A 17,131-nucleotide genomic window follows, 5' to 3' on the forward strand; every position below is an offset into this window, starting at 1 on the left:
AGGGCCGCGACGGCCAGCAGCAGAGCGGTCAGTCCGAGAGCCAGGCCGCGTGCGGTACGGCGCTCGGCCGCGCCGGTCGCCGTGAACGGTGATCTCATACGGATTCCTCCGGGCTGGTGGCGTACTGGAGGTGGTGCTGGAGACGGTGAAGATGCACGGGGCCGTCAGTTCCTGGTCCACACCTGGTTGGTACCGCCGTCGCAGGTCCACAGCTGCAGTTGGGTGCCGTTGGCCGTGCCGCCGTCGATCGCGTCCAGGCAGGTGCCGGAGGCGAGGTTGACGATCGTGCCGTCGGAACGGACCCGCCACTTCTGGCCATAGGTGCCGTCGCAGTCGTGGATCTGTACGGCGGTGCCGTTGGCGGTGGCTCCTCCGGCCGCCTCCAGGCAGCGGTTGGCGAAGACGGTCAGTTCACCGCTCACCGTGGAGAACCAGGTCTGGTTGGTGCCGCTGTTGCAGTCCCACAGCGCCGGACGGGTGCCGTTGGCCTGGTTGCCGCCGGGCAGGTCCAGGCATCGGCCGGACTGCTTCTCCTGGTAGGAGGCGGTGGTGTTGGCGCGGTACCAGGTCTGGTTGGTGCCGCCGTTGCAGGTCCAGATCTGCAGCAGGGTGCCGGTGGTGGTGCCGCCCCCGGTGGCGTCGAGGCACTTGCCGGAGTTGGGGTTGACCACCGTGCCGTCGCTGTTCACCGTCCACTGCTGGGCCATGGAGCCGTTGCAGTCGTAGATCTGCACTGCCGTACCGTCCGCCGTGGCCGCGCCCTTGACGTCCAGGCACTTCGCCCCGCCGTAGACCGTCAGCTGCCCGGTCGGGGAGGCGGCCCAGGTCTGGTTCGCGTCGCCGTGGCAGTCCCACAGCGCGACCTGCGTGCCGTTGGTCCGGCTCGCCCCCGGCACGTCCGCGCACAGGCCGGACTGGCTGCCCTTCAGCGCGCCGGCCTGGCCCCGGGTGGAGCAGGTCGACATGCCGGACGTGTAGGGGCACAGGGCCGTCACGAAGCCGCCGTTGGTGGCCTCCGGTACCGACAGGGTGTCGGCGCTGGTGACGACGCGGGTCTCGTGGGTCAGGCCGCCGGAGCCGTCACGGACCGTCTCGGCCAGCCACTGTCCGGCGCCGAGGAAGGACAGCGGGGTCTGGAAGGTCTGGGCGGGCAGGGCCGAGATGCCGCCGACGAACCAGCGCCCGCCGGCGCGGCGGGCCAGGTACGTCTCCTTTCCGGGGCTGCCGCCGAGCAACCGTGTCTCGTCCCAGGCGGTGGGGAGCTGGTCGAGGATGCGGAGCGCCTCGGGGTGTGCCTCGTAGCTCTCGGGGCTGTCGGCGAAGTGCTGCCAGCCGGACTCGAACACGACGGAGGTGGCCAGTTCGTGGGCGTCGGTGGTGTCACGGCCGGTCATGCTGAACACCACGGGAGTGAAGTCCATGCTGGAGATCACGTTCCTGGTGTAGGGCAGGATGGTGTCGAAGGCGGCGCGGTTGTGGAACTGTTCCGAGCCGTACACCGCCTCGGCGGCGACCACGTGGGGCCAGGTGCGCTGCATGCCGCGCGGCATGGCGGTGCCGTGGAAGTTGACCATCAGCTTCAGGTCCGCGGTCTGCGCGAGGACGGCGTCGTACCACTGCAGGGTCGCCTGGCTGTACTCGTCGATGAAGTCGATCTTCACCCCGGCCACGCCCCAGTTCTTGACCTGGGGCAGCCACTGGGCGCGCTGTGCCGCGGTGCGCAGATCGGAGGAGTTGAACCAGAGGATGACCTGGACGCCCCTGGCCTTGGCGTAGGACACGACGTCCGGTACCCAGGAGGACGACCAGCCCTCGTCGATGAGGACGTAGCCCCAGCCGTGGCGCTGGGCGAAGTCGATGTACTGCTTCTGCCGGGCCTCGCTGGAGGGGCTGCTGTGTTCGCTCAGCCAGGACCAGGCGACGGCGCCGGGCTTGATCCACGAGGTGTCGGTGACCTTGGAGGGCGCGGCAAGGTCGTCGACGATCGTGGACCGGGTGACGCTCGCCAGGTCGCCGACGGCCGCCGTGCGCCACGGCGTCGACAGCGGCAGCGTGCTGGTGATCCCGCCCTCGAGCTGGGCGGTGTAGGTGGCGGAGCCGGACGTGTGGGACAGGTAGGAGGCGGCGTACCGGCCGTCGAGGTCCGTCTCGGCCACCAGCGCGTAGGCGTCGCCGACCTGGAACAGCGCAGGCAGGTGGTAGGTGTTGGTCGGAGCTGCGGCCGCGGTGGTGGCGAACCACTGGCCCTGGTCCTCGCGGTCGGGCGGCACGAGCCACGCGTTCGAGGCGGCCGGGACCGTCCACGACGACGCCTCACCGGTCACGGTCACCGATCCGCTGCCCGGCAGCACGTAACGGTAGGCCACACCGGTGTCCGAGGCACGGACCACGACGTCGAGCCGGGCCCCGCCGGTGCCTGAGAAGGACAGGGTCGTCTCGGTGTAGGCGGTCTGCCGGTTGCGCTGCTTGCCCGTGGTCGCCGTGTACGACTCGGTGACCGTCCGGTCGCTGCGCTGCCGGAACGTCAGGTCTTTCGTCAGGTCGGCGGCGCTGGTGCGGATGCCTATCGGGGACGGGGACAGCACGGTCCGGCCGTGGCTGGAGGCGGCGAAGGTGAGGGTGCCGTTGTCCAGCGTCACCTGCGCGGCGGTCGGGGAGCCCGCGGACGGGCCGGTGACGGTCCAGCCGGTGGCCGCGGCCGCGGCGTGCGCCGGCACGACCAGGAGGGCCACGGGCAACAGCAGTGCCGTCAGGCAGCGTTGCAGCAGGCGTCTGACCGGGGTGATGGGCATGGGTCTCCCTCATCGAGGTGAGTGGTGGTGACGACCGGGGGCGACGACGGGTGGTGGCGCGATCGTCGGACGACGGGGATCCGGGTTACGCGCGGACCGCGATGTGTCGGGCGGCCGGGCAGCGTGCACCGCGCATCGCCGGCGCCGGGCCGTGAGCACGAGTGGGGCGGCTTGAGGCCCGGCGGGAACAGGGGTGGCTAGGACAGCCGCCAGATCTGGTTGGCGCCGCCGTTGCAGGTCCAGATCTCCAGCGCCGTGCTGTTGGCCGTGCCGTGCCCGGCCGCGTCCAGGCACTTGCCGGATCCGACGTTGACCACGCTGCCGTCGGAACGCACCCGCCACTGCTGGCCGGTGCCCCCGTTGCAGTCCCAGATCTCCACCGGGCTGCCGTCGGCCGTGGCGCCGCCCGTGACCTCCAGGCACTTGGAGTCGTAGACGGTCAGCTGGTTGGTGGTGGAGGAGGTCCAGGTCTGGTTGGTGCCGCCGTTGCAGTCCCACAGGGCCGGCTTGGTGCCGTTGGTCTGACTGAAGCCCGGGACGTCGACGCAGCGGCCGGACTCCTGCCCCTTGACCGCCCCCGAGACCGCGCCGCGCTGCCAGCTCTGGTTCGAGCCGCCGGTGCAGGTCCAGAGCTCCAGCAGGGTGCCGGGGGCGGTGCCGCCTCCGGTGGCGTCCAGGCACTTGCCGGAGCCGGCGTCGACCACCGTGCCGTCGCTGTTCACGGTCCAGCGCCGGCCGGGGGTGCCATTGCAGTCGTCGATCTGCACCGGGGTGCCGTCGGCCGTGGCGCCGCCCTTGGCGCCCAAGCACTTCGCGCCGCCGTAGACCGTGAGTTGGCCGGACGGCGTCAGGGTCCAGGACTGGTTGGCGCCGCCGTGGCAGTCCCAGAGCGCGACCTGTGTGCCGTTGGTCCGGCTCGCGCCGGGCAAATCCGCGCACAGACCGGACTGGCGGTCCTTGAGGATGCCGCTGTGGTTGCCCGGCGGGTCGGCGGTGATGGACAGGTTGTCGAACTGGTCGGTCTGGTAGCCGACCACGCCGATGCCGATCTGGCCCGCCGCGAAGGAACTGTCGTCGGTGGTGCCGAGGGCGGCGCCGTCCGCGGTGGCGGTGATCTGGTCGCCGGAGAAGCCGAGGGCGAGCGTGTGCCACGCGTGTGTGCCCAGCGCCGTACGGCTTCCGGAGAGCAGCGTGGTCAGGCTGCCGGCCGCCGTGCTCTTGACGATGGACCAGGCGCCGGTGTCGCTCACCCGGAGTTCGTAGGCGGCCTGGTGGCTCTGCGGACGGTTCTGGGTGCCCGCCCGGCCGAGGAGTTCGACGGTACCGGCCTGTTGCAGGTTGACGTCGGCCTTGACGGTGTAGTCGGTCCACGTCGGGTCGCCGAGCAGCGAGAAGGCGTCGGAGTCGTCCTGCCATTCGAGCGGTTTGACCGGGGTCACCTGCTGCACGCACTGACCGGTCCGTCCGTCGGCGCAGGGGCGCGCCTCGAACGAGCCCTGCATGTCGGACAGGTACGTGGCTTCGGTACCGGTGACATCGTTATCGAACGTGTCGGCGTAGGGCAGCGCGAGGGCGTGGGCGGCAGGCGCGGTGGCGGTGCCCTTGCCCTGGCCGGTGGTCGTGGTGACCGTGTAGATCCAGCCGGGCTGAAGCGTCAGCGCGTACGAGCTGTCGGCCGGGGTGATGTCCTGCGTGTGCACGAAGTCGGTGGACGGGCTCGGGCTGTTCACCCGGGTCGCCCACACGTGCACCGCGCCGGTGGAAAGGCCGCCCTTCACCTGGACGTCGACCGTCTGCGGGGCGGTGGCGGTGGTGGTCTCCAGGACCGTGGAGTAGTCGGACCCGTTCGGCGACTTCAGCGTCGCGTAGGTGCCGTTGGACTCGCTGCCGCCGAGATAGCCGGAGGCGGAGTCGATGAACTTCCAGCCCGGTTGGGCGAACTGGGTGATCTGGGCGGTGGCCCAGGTGTTCTCGCCGATCGAATAGTTCCCGGACCATGGCGAGTTCGCGGTGGCCAGGCCGACTGTGCTGTACGGCAGGTTGGAGTAGATCGCCGCGACCAGTGGCCAGTTGAGGTAGGCGGTCATCCGCGCGTCCACGTATCCGCGCACGATGGAACGGCTCAGCGCCGGGGCTCCGGCGTCCATGTCCAGTGAGCCGTTCTCGGACGCCCACAGCGGTTTGCCGTTGTTCTTCGCCGTGGTGGTGCTGGAACAGGTGTCGGCATTGCCGCCGTCACCGCCCTGGCAGGGATAGTGCGCTCCGATGACCGACACGGCATTGTCGAACGAGGCGTTGCTCGCCATGTCGTCCGCGACGCTCCAGCCCGAGTCGTCGGCGACGATCTGCAGGCTGCCGTATCCGGCGTTGTCCAGCGCGGACCGCAACTGGACGTACCAGTCGGCGTCGTGGCCCCGCTCGTTCCAGCCGCCGAGGTAACCGATGGTCAGGCCGTGCTGCTTTGCACAACCAAGCCAGGAGATCAGGTAGTTGATGGTGTCGGTGGACCAGAACCCGCCGTTGATCCAGCCGGGAGCGGCCCAGGCCAGACCGTAGAACTTGATGTCCGGGTTTCGGGCCTTGGCCTGCTCGGCGAGCCAGAACTCGTAGCCGGCATCGCAGTTGATCTGTCCCTTGCTGTGCTCGATGGACGGTTCCGAGCCGTCGGTGGAGTTGGCGTCCCCGCCGATCTCCAGCTTCAGCAACTGCAGGGTCGCGCCGTATCCCGGCTTGAACAGGTAGTCGAGGATCTGCGACTGCTGGGCGGCCGGATAGTCCCGCAGCAGCCGGGAGTTGCCCCCGCCACCGCTGATCGCGCCGATCCCGTCGAACGTCCGGCCGCCTTGACCGCCGTCCACCGTGATCGTCGTGGCCGTCGCCGCGTGGGCCGGTGGCACACCGGCCACAAGAAGGGCTGCCACAAGAGCCGTGAGCCACAGGGGCAGGAGGTGTTTCAGGGTTCGCTGCACAGCGTCGTCCTTCTCCAGTGGGGGGTGAGGACTTGCTTTTGAGAGCGCTCTCAAAGTGGGCGCATTACCGAACCGTGCGTGGAGGTTTGGGCGTCAGTGTGGAGTCCTGTTGATTTACAGTCAAGGCCTGCGCCAGAGAACCTGCGCCCAACCCCGCCTACGGCATCGCCGGTCCAGCCAGGGGTGACGGCGCCGCCCGATCCTCACAAACAGCCACACGGCCCTACATCTTGACAAGTGCATGATCAATATCCAACACTGCCAAACAGGTCTACACCAATCGAGTACTCGTGTGCCGGGGACACGGGTTCGGTCCTGCCCAGGAGTGCCTCTTGCTCTCACGACGCGCCCTGCTCCCCGCCGCTGCGACCGCACCCGTTGCCGCGCCGGCCGCCCCCGTCCTGGCGACCTGGCTCGCCTCGACCGCCTCGGCCGTGGGGTCCTTGCCGATCACCCTCAGAACAGCTCCGGCTCGAGCACCGTCCACGCCTGCATATCCGGTGCGGACAGCAGCGGTTGGCCCGGTTCCGTCACCGCGGACCGGGTCTTCCACAGACTGTCCACCCCCTCCACGCCGCTGACGCCCGTCCCGTCCCGGACCACGCCATCACCCTGGGCGGGTCAGCGCCGGGCGTGCCGTAGGCCGACAGCCGTGAGTGCCAGTGCCAGCGGGCCCGGGGCCAGGAAGGCCAGGGGCACCAGCATCCAGGCGCACAGGGCCGCGGTCGCCACCGCGAGGAGCACCAGGGCGCTGCCGCCCGGGTCTCGTACGGTGTCCAGGGCGGCCTCGCGCACGGCGGCCGGCCAGTCGGTGAGCGACTCCGGGCGGGCACAGGCCCTGAGGCCCACGGCCAGCGCGCCCGCTCCGATCGCCCCGGCCACCACCGCGAACGGTGCCGCTCCCGGCAGCCCCACCCGGGCCAGCCCCAGATCCGCGGCGCACAGCAGGGCGCCGGTCAGGCCGACGAGGCCCGCCAGCAGGTCGGCGGGGCGCAGCCGCCGTCGCAGGACCGTGAAGTACCGTCCGGCGGTGGCGGGTCGACCGTGCACCGCGCCGCGCAGCACCTCGCACGCGCTCGACAGGGCGGCCGGGGCCGTCACCACGGGCAGGCAGACCGCGGCGGTGGCGAGGCCGACGCTCAGCATGTCGGCGAACAGGGTCATGCGCGGCCCGAAGACCTCGCCGGGTTCGCGCGTCTGCAGCCCGCTCATCCCTTCACCCCCGAGCTGGCCATGCCCTCCACCAGGAACCGCTGGAAGGCGAGGAAGAACAGCACGATCGGCAACAGGGCGATGACCGACATCGCGAACATCGGGCCGAACGCCGACTGGCTGGAGGAGTCCACGAAGGAGCTCAGCGCGAGGGTGAGCGTGAACTTGTCCGGGTCGAAGAGGTAGATGAGCTGGGTGAAGAAGTCGTTCCAGGTCCAGATGAAGGTGAAGATCGCCGTGGTGATCAGCGCGGGGCGGGTGAGCGGCAGGATCACGCTGAAGAAACTGCGGAAGGGACCGCAGCCGTCGATGCGGGCGGCCTCCTCCAGCTCACGGGGCAGGCCGCGCATGAACTGCACGATGAGGAAGACGAAGAACGCCTCGGTGGCGAGGAACTTCGGCAGGATCAGCGGCCAGTAGGTGTTCACCAGGCCGAGCCGGTTGAAGAGGATGTACTGCGGGATCAGCACCACGTGGTGCGGCAGCATGATCGTCGCGATCATGAAGGCGAACAGCGGGCCGCGGAAGCGGAAGCGCAGCCGGGCGAAGGCGTAGGCGGTGAGCGAGCAGCTGATGACGTTGCCGACGACCGCGCCGCCCGCGATCAGCAGCGAGTTGCCCAGCAGCCGCCAGATGGAGACGTCGTTGACGCCGTCGAAGGCGGTCTTGTAGTTGGACCATTCCAGGTGGCTGGGCAGCAGGTTGAGGCTGGCGATCACCTCGTCGGCGGGCTTGAGGGAGGTGGCGAGCAGCCAGGCCAGCGGGTAGAGCATCACCAGCAGGGCGGCGACGCAGCCGACGTGCAGGGCGATACGGCCCCAGGGAACCGGCTTGCGGGGTGCGGCAGTTGGTGCGGTGGTCGATACGGCGGTCATCGGTCCCCCTCGGAGGCGTAGAAGACCCAGGAGCGTGAGGTTCGGAACAGCACCGCCGTGACGGCGGCGATGACCAGCAGCAGTACCCAGGCCATGGCGGAGGCGTAGCCCATGTGGGAGGCGACGAAGCCCCGGTCGTAGAGGTAGAGGGTGTAGACGAGGGTCGAGTCGGCGGGGCCGCCCTTGCCGGCGCTGACCGCGAAGGCGGGTGTGAACACCTGGAAGGCCTGGATCATCTGGAGCACCAGGTTGAAGAACAGCACCGGGGACAGCATCGGCACCGTGACGGACGCGAACTGCCGCCATTTCCCGGCCCCGTCGCAGGCCGCTGCCTCGTACAGTTCGGCGGGGATCTGCTGGAGGCCCGCGAGGAAGATGACCATCGGGGCGCCGAACTGCCACACCGTCAGCAGGGCCACGGCCGGCAGCGCCCAGCCCGGTCGGTTCACCCAGCCGCCGGTGCCGAGCAGGTGGGACACCGTGCCGCCGTCGTTGAAGATCGCCCGCCAGACGAGAGCGACGGACATGGAGGCGCCGAGCAGCGAGGGGGCGTAGAACGCGGACCGGTAGAAACCCTTGCCTCGCTTGACGGGCTTCAGGGCGAGCGCGACGCCGAGCGCGAGCGCCAGTTGCAGGGGCACGGCTATCACGACGTAGGTGAGGGTCGTGAGGACCGAACGCCAGTACCGCGGGTCCTGGGTGAACATCTGGGTGTAGTTGCGCAGGCCCACCCAGTGCGGCGGGTCGAAGAGGTTGTAGTCGGTGAACGACAGGTACAGCGAGATGGCCATCGGCAGCAGCGTCAGGACGCTCGCACCGAGGAGCCACGGGGAGAGGAACACCCAGGCGGCGCCCTGGCGTTCGCGCCTGGACCGGCGCTTCGGGGCCGCGGTGGTGGCGGGCTTCGCCGGTGTCGGGATCGCGGTGGTGGTCATGACCTCAGCTCCGCCTTCGCCTCGGTGATGTAGTCCTTGGCCGCCTTGGCGGGCGACATCAGGTCGAAGGAGACCTGGTCGTAGTCGCGCTGGAAGGTGGTCTGGAGGGAGTTGTCGCCGGGCGGCGGGGCCTGCGGCGGGTCGTCGAGGGTGCCTTCGACGGACGCCTGGTAGTCGGCGATGGTCTTGTCGAAGTCCTTCAGCAGCGGCGTGGTCTCCTTGCGGATGGCCTCGTTGACGGGGATGCCGCGGGTGGCGCCGAGGAACTTGGCCGCGTCCTCGTCGTTGATGAGGAAGTCGACCAGCTCGGCCGCCGCCTTGGCGTGGGCCGTGTGGGCGGAGATACCGAGGAACATCGACGGCTTGTAGTACTGGCCGGGTGTGCCGTCCGCGCCGGACGGCATCGGCGCGAGCGCGATGCCGGTCGGGACGAGCGCGAGATAACCGCTCGTCGGCGCGTCCCAGTTGGTGTCGGCGACCGCCTTGCCGCGGCCGAGCGGGGTGTTCTCGACCGAGCCGTCGAGCTGGGTGTTCTGCTCGGCCGGGGAGACGGCTCCCTCCCGCTGCAGCCCCTTGGTGAAGGTCCACCATCTGGCGAGATCCTCGGCGCCGAAGCCCAGTTGGCGGTCCGTGGTGTACAGGGACTTGCCCTGCCCGCGCAGCCAGACCTCGAAGGCGTCCTCGCTCCAGCCGGGGTCGGTGCCGCCGGGCTTGCCGGTCGCCTTGGCCAGGGCCCGCATGTCGTTCGCCCAGTCGTCCCAGGTCCAGCCCCGCCTGGGGAGGGGGACCCCGGAGTCCTTCCACGCCTTGACGTCGTACACGACCGTCTCGCTGCCGCGGCCCTGCGGAACGGCGTACTGGGCGTTGTCCACGCGGCCGGTGGCGAGCAGGCCGGCATCGATCTCGGAGGTGCGCAGCACGGCCTTCTGCCGGGCCAGGTCGAGCAGGACGCCACCGGAGGCGTACTGGTCGATCTGCCGGTAGTCGAGCTGCATCACGTCGGGTGCGTCGCCGCCCGTGGCCTGGACGGCGAGCTTCTGTTTGTAGGCGTTGTAGTCCGAGAACGACGTCCGCACCTGGATGTCCGGGTGCCGTTTCTCGAAGAGTGCGAGCGCCTGGTCGGTGCGCTCCGCGCGGTCGGGGTTGCCCCACCACGTGTAGCGCAGCACGACCTTGCCGCCGCCGGCCGATTCTCCGGCTCCTCCACAGCCGGCCAGCACGGTGCAGAGCACCAGTGCGAGGGCCGAAGCGCAGAACCCCTTTGTCCTGTGTTCGGGCATGCCGAGGTCACCTCATCCCTTCCTCGGTCTTCTTGACGCCCCCCATGTCCCCCTGGGAAAGCTGCTACTCGCCGCCGTAGGGGAGCGTCGTCCCCGGCAGGTTGTACTCGTCGCGGCGGCCGCACATACCGAACCCCCCGAGCCGCGTGGGCGCGGCCTCGTACGCGGTCGCCTCGCCGAGATACGACGGCTCGCCGGCCAGCAGCGCGTCGAGCTGGGCGCCGGTGCGCTCGGCGGTGGCCAGCGCGCCGGCCCGCCACAGCTCACGCCAGCGGGGCACCTTGTCGTGCACCAGCCGGGCGGCGGCCCGCTGGAACTCCGCGTACGGACCGTTGTCCCCGGCGACCAGCGCCTCACGCAGGCCGAGGTAGCCCTCGACGGCGAGGTCCCGGCGCCTGCGGGCCGCCTGCTCCACCTCGACTCCCGTGCCGGGCGGCAACGTTGCCACGGCCGCGTATCGCCCGGGGTCGGCGAGCACCTCGGGTGGGAAGGTGAAGACGGCATCCCCGGCTTCTGGCAGCCCGCTGTTCTGCATCAGCACGGTGATGCGCAGATCACCGCCCTGCACCATGCGGTGCACGGTGCCCGGCGTGAACCAGGCGACGGATCCGGGCTCCAGCGGGATGTCCCGGTAGCCGTCCGGACTGAGCGTCTGCACGGCGCCCCGGCCGCCGGTGACGACGTAGGCCTCCGTGCACACCAGATGCAGATGCGGACTGCCGCCGCAGACGCCGTCGGCCGCCTCCCAGTCGTAGGCGCTGAGGTGGGACAGCCCGACCGCGCCGGGCAGCGGGTGCGGGAGGGCGGGCTTGGGTCCGTCCGCCACGGCGGCCCCTTCAGGGGTGTTCACCACGGCAGGCCCTCCAGGTGTGCGGCGACGCGGTCGGCGTCCCAGGCGCCGTCGGCGAAGACGATCCGGTATCGGTAGGCGAAGGACTCGCCGGGCGGCAGTTCGAACTCCTCGAAGAACGCCCACGAGAACGCGGCCGTGGGGATCGGTTCGGCGCGCACGAACCAGTGCGACTCGTGGATCGCCGTCCGCGCGTCCAGGTTCTCGGGCGCGTGGGCGAAGACGATCGTGGAGTGCCCGTCCGCCTCGTCGTGCTCGGTGGTGTAGGCGAGCCAGGGGCCCTGGGTGCCCATCAGCTTCTCGGCGCCGGAGTCGGCGCCGGAGTCCGGGCCGAACGCGGTGCCGCCGGTGAAGTCACGGGGTCCGCGCCACTGGAGTCCGGTGTACCCGGCCATCTCGCGGCCTTCGGTGGTGGGGGAACCGAAGGTCAGCGGCTCGTCGCGGACGTTGGTGAGGCGGATCGACCAGTCGAGCGCCCAGGCGCCGGCCCGCTCGTCGACGGAGTGGACGGTGAGCCCGCGCACCTCCCGCGCCCACTCCGTGCCGCCGTTCTCCACCCAGGTCAGCTCCTCGGTGAAGGCGAGCCGGTCGTCCGCGACGGCGAACTCGGTGAAGCCGTCGTGCCGCATCGAGCCGACGCGCTCCGGCAGCACCAGGTAGCCCTGGCCGTGGACGTAGGTGTTGCCGCCCCAGAAGTTCTGGCCGGACAGATGGCTGGCCGTCATCTGGAGGCCCTTGTGCCAGCGGTGGTCGCTCGGCCGGTAGCCGGTGACGGTCCGTCCGGCGAGGGTGCGCACCGGGTGGGCGTACGGCTTGCGCGCCTCGTACGCCTCGGGGTCGGGGCGGTAGACGTAGCGGAGGATCTCGGTGCCGTCCGCCGCCGCGACCGCGATGTGCTCGCCGTGGACGTGGGTGACGCGGATGCTCATGCGCGCTCCTCGGTGGGGGCCCAGTGAGGGTGGTCGCCGTGCATGGCTGCGTAGTAGGGGTCGCCGGGGCCGATCTCGCCCGCGTGCACGGGGCGGCCCGTGAACGCCGACTTGTAGAGCGCGGCGGCGAATTCGAGGGTGGCGCGGGCGTCCGGGCCGCTGCCCGGCGGCCGGGCGCCGGCGTCGTGGGCGTCGAGGAGGGCGCCGAGTTGCGCGGTGTGCGAGCTGGGCACGTCCGCCTCCGGGGTGCGCCAGGCGTCGGCGCGCTCGGCGGGGACGTGCGGGGCCGGGGTGTAGACCCAGTCCTCGTTGCGGTGCCCGTACAGGTGGGTGAGTTGGACGGTGGCGTCCGCGCAGTCGACGCGGATGCGGCTCACCTCCTGTGCGGACAGCACGCTGTTGACGACGGTGGCGAGCGCGCCGTTCGCGAAACGCACGAGGGCCGTGGAGACGTCCTCGCTCTCCGTGTCGTGGACCAGGCGCGCCGCCATGGCCCGGATCTCCGTCCACGGGCCGAGCAGGTGCAGCAGCAGGTCGTACTGGTGGATGCCGTGGCCCATGGTCGGGCCGCCGCCCTCGCCGGCCCAGGTGCCGCGCCACGGTACGGCGTAGTAGGCGGCGTCCCGGTGCCACGTGGTCTGGCAGTGCGCGACCAGCGGGGCGCCCAGCTCGCCGCCCGCGACCAGCTCCCGGGCGTGCACGGCGCCGGAGCCGTAGCGGTGCTGGAAGACCACGGAGGCGTAGGCGCCGGATGCCTCCTCGGCCGCCGCGATCTCGTCGTACTCCGCGAGGGACAGGCACAGCGGCTTCTCGCACAGCACCCAGGCACCCGCCTTGAGCGCGGTGACCGTCTGCTCGCGGTGCAGGGACGGGGGTGTGCCGACGAGGACGAGGTCGGGCCGTACGGCGTCCAGCATGGCCTCGACGGAGGTGTACCCGGCGACCTGGCCGCCGGCGAGTTCCCGGAAGGCGTCGAGCCGGGCCTGGTCGACGTCGACCGCGGCGACCAGTTCGGCACGGTCGGCGTGGGCGGTGAGGGCGGGCAGATGGCTGCCGCTGACGATCGAGCCGGTGCCGACCACGGCGACACGGCGGCGGGTGTGGTGGGGGGACATGCGGTCCTCCTAGGAGTTCCGGGGACCAAGACGCGGAGAAAGCGCTTGCTCTCGGAGGGACCCTAGGTCCGGAGGAATGTCAGGACAACCCCCCGCACCGCGATGGCCGAGAGAAGCTCTTGGAAAGGTCCTGTGCCTCGGTCCTGGTCGTCTCGTGCGCTCCGGACACGACGGTGCCCCGCGAAATGGTGCAGGCGGTCGAGCGTCCGAATCGCGCGGGTCTCTGCCCGGGACGTGCGTCCGTTGCCGGTGAGTGCCCCCTGAACATGGGCAGGCCAACGCGCAAGTCTCCCTGGTGAACAGAGAGTTCGGCCCAAGGGACGCACGACGGCCTTGTCCCGGCCCGGCCTGACGCGGCTGCCGGAGGTGTCTGCGTACGGCCGACGGAGTCGAGCGACGTCTCCCGCTCCGCGGCCGGCGGCCGGCGAGTGTTCCGCTCGGCGGCCGGCGGCCTCGGGTGGGGTCCGGGCTCGGTTCCGGGCCTGTTCACTCGCGGCGCTGTGCTTCCTCCCGCGTCGGCTGGGAGGGGACTTTCGTCGTGAGCGGTGCGACAGGGCGGACGGTGCTGCGGGGTGCTCCTTCGAAGCGGCTCGGAAACGGGTACTTCCGGTCCAGGAACGTGCGGATCGCGGCCTGGGCGGCCGGTCTGGTCTCCGGGGGCGTGTCCACGTCGTTGAGGCAGAAGAAGTCGATGTCCTCGCCGGCCGTGAGGCGGGCCAGCCGGCGGCGCATGTCCGGTGTGCCCAGCTGGACGTAGCGGAAGCGGTAGTCGGCGGGGACGGCCCGGCCGGTTGCCATCGCCCAGTGGTGATGGAGCGTGGACGCGGGGGCCACGTCGGAGGTGGAACGGAAGCGCGAGTAGGCGGTCCGTTCGAGTTCCTCGATTCCGAGGCTCTCCATCTCCCGCATGACCGAGAGCAGCTGGGGATGCGGGGTGTGCAGCGACTTGTGCGTGATGTGTCTGCCGTGGAAGCGCCTGATCACCTCGCGGGCGTTCTTGCCGGCGGAGTTCGGGGCCGGTTCGAGTGGGTGCGGGGCGCCGACTCCGAGTTTCAGAGGGGACAGCGGGATACGGGCGATGCCGTTGCCGTGGAAGAAGTGCTCGGGTCCTACCGGGCGGTTGATGAAGACGTCGTCGTTGAAGTAGAGGTAGTGCTCCGACAGGCCGGGGATGCGGTGCAGGCCGCTTTCTATGGCGTGGGAGTTGAAGACGGGGAGCGCGTCGGCCGGGAGGATGTCCCGATGGTCGATCACCGTCAGGCCCTCCGCGTCAGCGTTCAGCCACGCGGGGATCTGGGAGTCGGTCACGAGGTAGACGCGCCGCACGAACCCGGCGTACATCTCCAGTGAGCGCAGCGCGTACTTCAGTTCGTCATGGCTGGTGTAACGGGAGGCGCCGGTCTCGCGCGGAGCGATGACGTTGTCGGAGAGTTCCTGATGGGCGCGGCGCTTCGCGGCCATCGCCGGGTCGTCCCCGTCGACCCAGGTGTACACGGCGTCGACGGGGAACAGCACCTCGTCGATGCCCGGCTCGGCGAACGGGGCGAACGTCGGGACGGTGCGGTGGCGCCCCGCTGCCGGTTGCCGCGCGGCCACCGGCAGCACTTCCGCCACGGGGTTGCGGCGCGGGGCGACGAGCGCCGGGCCGAAGACGTCCGGCAGCCGGCTGCCGGGCACGGTGAGCCAGGCGGGATCGGTGCCCGCGGCCGTACCCGGGGCGATGCCCGCCGCCGTGTCCGAGACGGCGCCGAGGTCCCGGCCGTGCCGCCAGAACTCGATGTCGCACCCCGTTTCGAGGCCGCTGAGCACCTGCCCTCCCGGGCCGAGGCGCACCACACCGGTGCGGAGCACCGCGGCCCGCCTCAGGGCCCGCGGCAGCCGGCCGTCGGCCCACAGCACCGCGGTCGTCACGGTGCCGTCCGGCCCGACGGCACCGACGTACCCGGCGGTGCCCGCGAAGCGCTGGGCGGCCCGGGCGAGGACCGCGCCTCGGTACGACTCCTCGACGCCCACGATCTGCCGCGGCGCGCCGTGCCCGTGGTCGGAGGGAACCAGGAAGTACGGGACCTGCAGCCCTTCCAGGAGCGTGCAGACGCGTTCGAGATCGGCTTCGACGGCGTCCGAGGCGGTGTACGCGGCGACCGTACGGCCGTACAGCCGCGTCGGTCCGAGGGTGATCCTCCGCGTTCCGGGGACGGCGGCCCGCAGGCGTCGTCGGGCCCGGGTCGTGCGCAGCGCCCAGAGCCTGGCCGACAGCCGGGTCCACAGGCGTACCAGAAGGCTGCCGGCGGCGCGCAGGCCCGCGGGCGCCGTGAGACGGTGACGGATGTCCATGCCCCCCGACCCCCGTCAGTCCTGCTTCTCGAAGGGGCTGGCGAAGGGGAAGTAGTCCTCCAGGAACTCACTCATCCGGACGCCGACCCGCTCCCGCTCCTCGGGCGGCACGTCGACGTCGTTGAGGCAGAAGAAGTCGAAGCGGCGGTTGCGGCGCAGATCGGCCAGGCGGGCCTCCGCGTCCGGGCGGCTGATGTTGACGTACCGGAAGCCGAACCGGCCCGGCACGCCGTGACCGGTCATCAGCGCGTACTGGTAGAGCAGCGGGGCCGTCAGGGCGATGTCCTGCGGCGAACGGAAGCGGGACGCCGTGGTGCGGCGGATGTCCTCCGGGAAGAGCTCCTCCAGGGCCCGCAGTGTCTCCCGCTGCTGCGGCAGCGGGGTGTGCATGAAGTTGTTCGTGGTCATCCGCCCGAACCTCTCCAGCAGCAGCCGGCGGACGTTCTTGCTCGCGGAGTTGGTCGCCGTCTCCTCGGCGTGCGGCTTGCCGACGCCGATCTTGAGCGGGGACACCGGGATCTTCATCAGACCGCTGCCGTGGAAGAAGTGCTCCGCGGTGACCCGGCGGCCGACGAACACGTCGTCGTTGAAGTAGAGGTAGTGCTCCGACAGGCCGGGGATGTGGTGCAGCCGGGTCTCGATCGCGTGCGAGTTGAACACCGGCAGGACGTCCGCCGGGAAGATGTCGCGGTGGTCGACGACCGTGATGCCCGGGGCGGTGTCGTCGAGCCAGTGCGGCTTCTGGCCGTCGGTCACGATGTAGATGTGCCGGACGAAGTCGGCGTACATGGCGAGCGAGCGCAGTGAGTACTTCAGCTCGTCGTGGCTGGTGTAGCGGGAGGCGTTGGTCTCCTTGTCCAGGATCTCGGCGGTGCCGCGCTCCTGGTACCGGGCGCGCTTGGCGCGCATCTCCGGCTCCTCGCCGTCCACCCAGGTGTATACGACGTCGACGGGGAAGGTCACGTCGTTCACGGTCGGCTGGGTGAGCGCGACGAAGCTCGGCAGTTCCCGGTCGCCGATCCGCACCATGGCCGGCTTCTGCTCGGACGCCGGCAGTACGTCCGTGATGCCGTTGTTCCGCGGCGCGACGAGGGACTCCGCGAAGATGTCCTCGGACGCCTGCGGCTGGACCGCGGCCAGGCGCCGGGGGCCCTTGTCGGAAGCGAGGAGTTCCGCCCCGTCCTCCCAGAACTCGACGTCGCAGGCGAGCTCCGGCCCGGCGAGCAGCTGGCCCGCGGGGCCCAGGAGGTTCTCCCCGACGCGCAGGACCGGGGCCGTACGCAGCGGGGCCGGCAGGACACCGTCCATGAACAGGGCGGGGTGCTTGAGCTTTCCGCCGGGCAGCGGTCTGCCGATGAACACCGCCTTCCCCGCGTTCCGCGCCTCGAGGGCGGTGAGGAAACGCTCCCGGTCGAGGGCGTTCACGCCGAGGGTGTGGCGTGTGCGCGAGGCCGGCACCAGGAAGTAGGGGATGCCCTCCTGCTCCAGCGCGGCGAGGACCAGGCCGAGGTTGGCGGCGGCCGCCTCGGCTGCGGTGAACCGGGTCACCACCCGTCCGTAGAGCTGCTGGCCGCGCACCGCCACCGGGCGGAGCACCGGGTCCGTGACCGCTGCCCTGCGGCGGCGCCGCAGGGTACGCAGCTGCCACACCTTCTCGGCGGCCTTCCGCTCGACTCGCGGTCGCACCCGCCGGGCAAAGGAACGCACCGTCACGTTCTGAGCTCCTCTACATCAACCTCTAGACACCCTTGCGTTAACCAGACGGACACCTAGGGCGGATGGTTGTAGAAACTTTCTCAGAGAATTAAGGAAACACGGATCTTGCACACACCCGCCTCAT

Annotated in this window: 11 protein-coding genes; all 11 read right to left on the reverse strand. The window is 70.7% G+C overall.

Annotated features, from left to right (window positions below; genetic code table 11):
* Nucleotides 1–164: 164 nt before the first annotated feature.
* Nucleotides 165–2,792, reverse strand: coding sequence for a glycoside hydrolase family 97 catalytic domain-containing protein (locus ACWGJB_RS18450; protein ID WP_453381192.1), 2,628 nt, complete (start codon nucleotides 2,790–2,792; stop codon nucleotides 165–167).
* Between the two features lie 197 nt (nucleotides 2,793–2,989).
* Complete coding sequence (locus ACWGJB_RS18455; RefSeq protein WP_453381193.1) at nucleotides 2,990–5,761, reverse strand: ricin-type beta-trefoil lectin domain protein; 2,772 nt, start codon at nucleotides 5,759–5,761, stop codon at nucleotides 2,990–2,992.
* Nucleotides 5,762–6,382: 621 nt separating this feature from the next.
* The gene (locus ACWGJB_RS18460; protein ID WP_453381194.1) at nucleotides 6,383–6,973 is read right to left on the reverse strand and encodes a hypothetical protein; all 591 of its coding nucleotides are present in this window, start codon (nucleotides 6,971–6,973) and stop codon (nucleotides 6,383–6,385) included.
* Nucleotides 6,970–7,848, reverse strand: a complete 879-nt coding sequence (locus ACWGJB_RS18465) for a carbohydrate ABC transporter permease (protein ID WP_453381195.1) — start codon at nucleotides 7,846–7,848, stop codon at nucleotides 6,970–6,972. Before ACWGJB_RS18465 ends, ACWGJB_RS18460 begins: the two co-directional genes overlap by 4 nt.
* On the reverse strand, nucleotides 7,845–8,783 hold the full coding sequence (locus ACWGJB_RS18470) for a carbohydrate ABC transporter permease (protein ID WP_453381196.1): 939 nt from the start codon (nucleotides 8,781–8,783) through the stop codon (nucleotides 7,845–7,847). The genes ACWGJB_RS18465 and ACWGJB_RS18470 overlap by 4 nt, the downstream gene beginning before the upstream one ends.
* Nucleotides 8,780–10,063: an ABC transporter substrate-binding protein gene (locus ACWGJB_RS18475; RefSeq protein WP_453381197.1), complete on the reverse strand. Its 1,284-nt coding sequence runs from the start codon at nucleotides 10,061–10,063 to the stop codon at nucleotides 8,780–8,782. The genes ACWGJB_RS18470 and ACWGJB_RS18475 overlap by 4 nt, the downstream gene beginning before the upstream one ends.
* A gap of 64 nt (nucleotides 10,064–10,127) precedes the next feature.
* Nucleotides 10,128–10,889 (reverse strand): cupin, encoded by a 762-nt coding sequence (locus ACWGJB_RS18480; protein ID WP_453381198.1) that lies wholly within the window; start codon nucleotides 10,887–10,889, stop codon nucleotides 10,128–10,130.
* 20 nt (nucleotides 10,890–10,909) lie between these two features.
* Nucleotides 10,910–11,842 carry a DUF6807 domain-containing protein gene (locus tag ACWGJB_RS18485; protein WP_453381199.1) on the reverse strand — a complete coding sequence of 311 codons (933 nt, stop codon included), beginning with the start codon at nucleotides 11,840–11,842 and terminating at the stop codon, nucleotides 10,910–10,912.
* On the reverse strand, nucleotides 11,839–12,957 hold the full coding sequence (locus tag ACWGJB_RS18490) for a Gfo/Idh/MocA family protein (RefSeq protein ID WP_453381200.1): 1,119 nt from the start codon (nucleotides 12,955–12,957) through the stop codon (nucleotides 11,839–11,841). The genes ACWGJB_RS18485 and ACWGJB_RS18490 overlap by 4 nt, the downstream gene beginning before the upstream one ends.
* 486 nt (nucleotides 12,958–13,443) lie before the next feature.
* Nucleotides 13,444–15,291 (reverse strand): stealth family protein, encoded by a 1,848-nt coding sequence (locus ACWGJB_RS18495; RefSeq protein ID WP_453381201.1) that lies wholly within the window; start codon nucleotides 15,289–15,291, stop codon nucleotides 13,444–13,446.
* A gap of 15 nt (nucleotides 15,292–15,306) precedes the next feature.
* A complete protein-coding gene (locus tag ACWGJB_RS18500; RefSeq protein ID WP_453381202.1) occupies nucleotides 15,307–17,004 on the reverse strand; it encodes a stealth family protein in 1,698 nt (565 codons plus the stop codon).
* Nucleotides 17,005–17,131 lie beyond the last annotated feature (127 nt).

Source organism: Streptomyces sp. NPDC054813, from assembly GCF_053611365.1.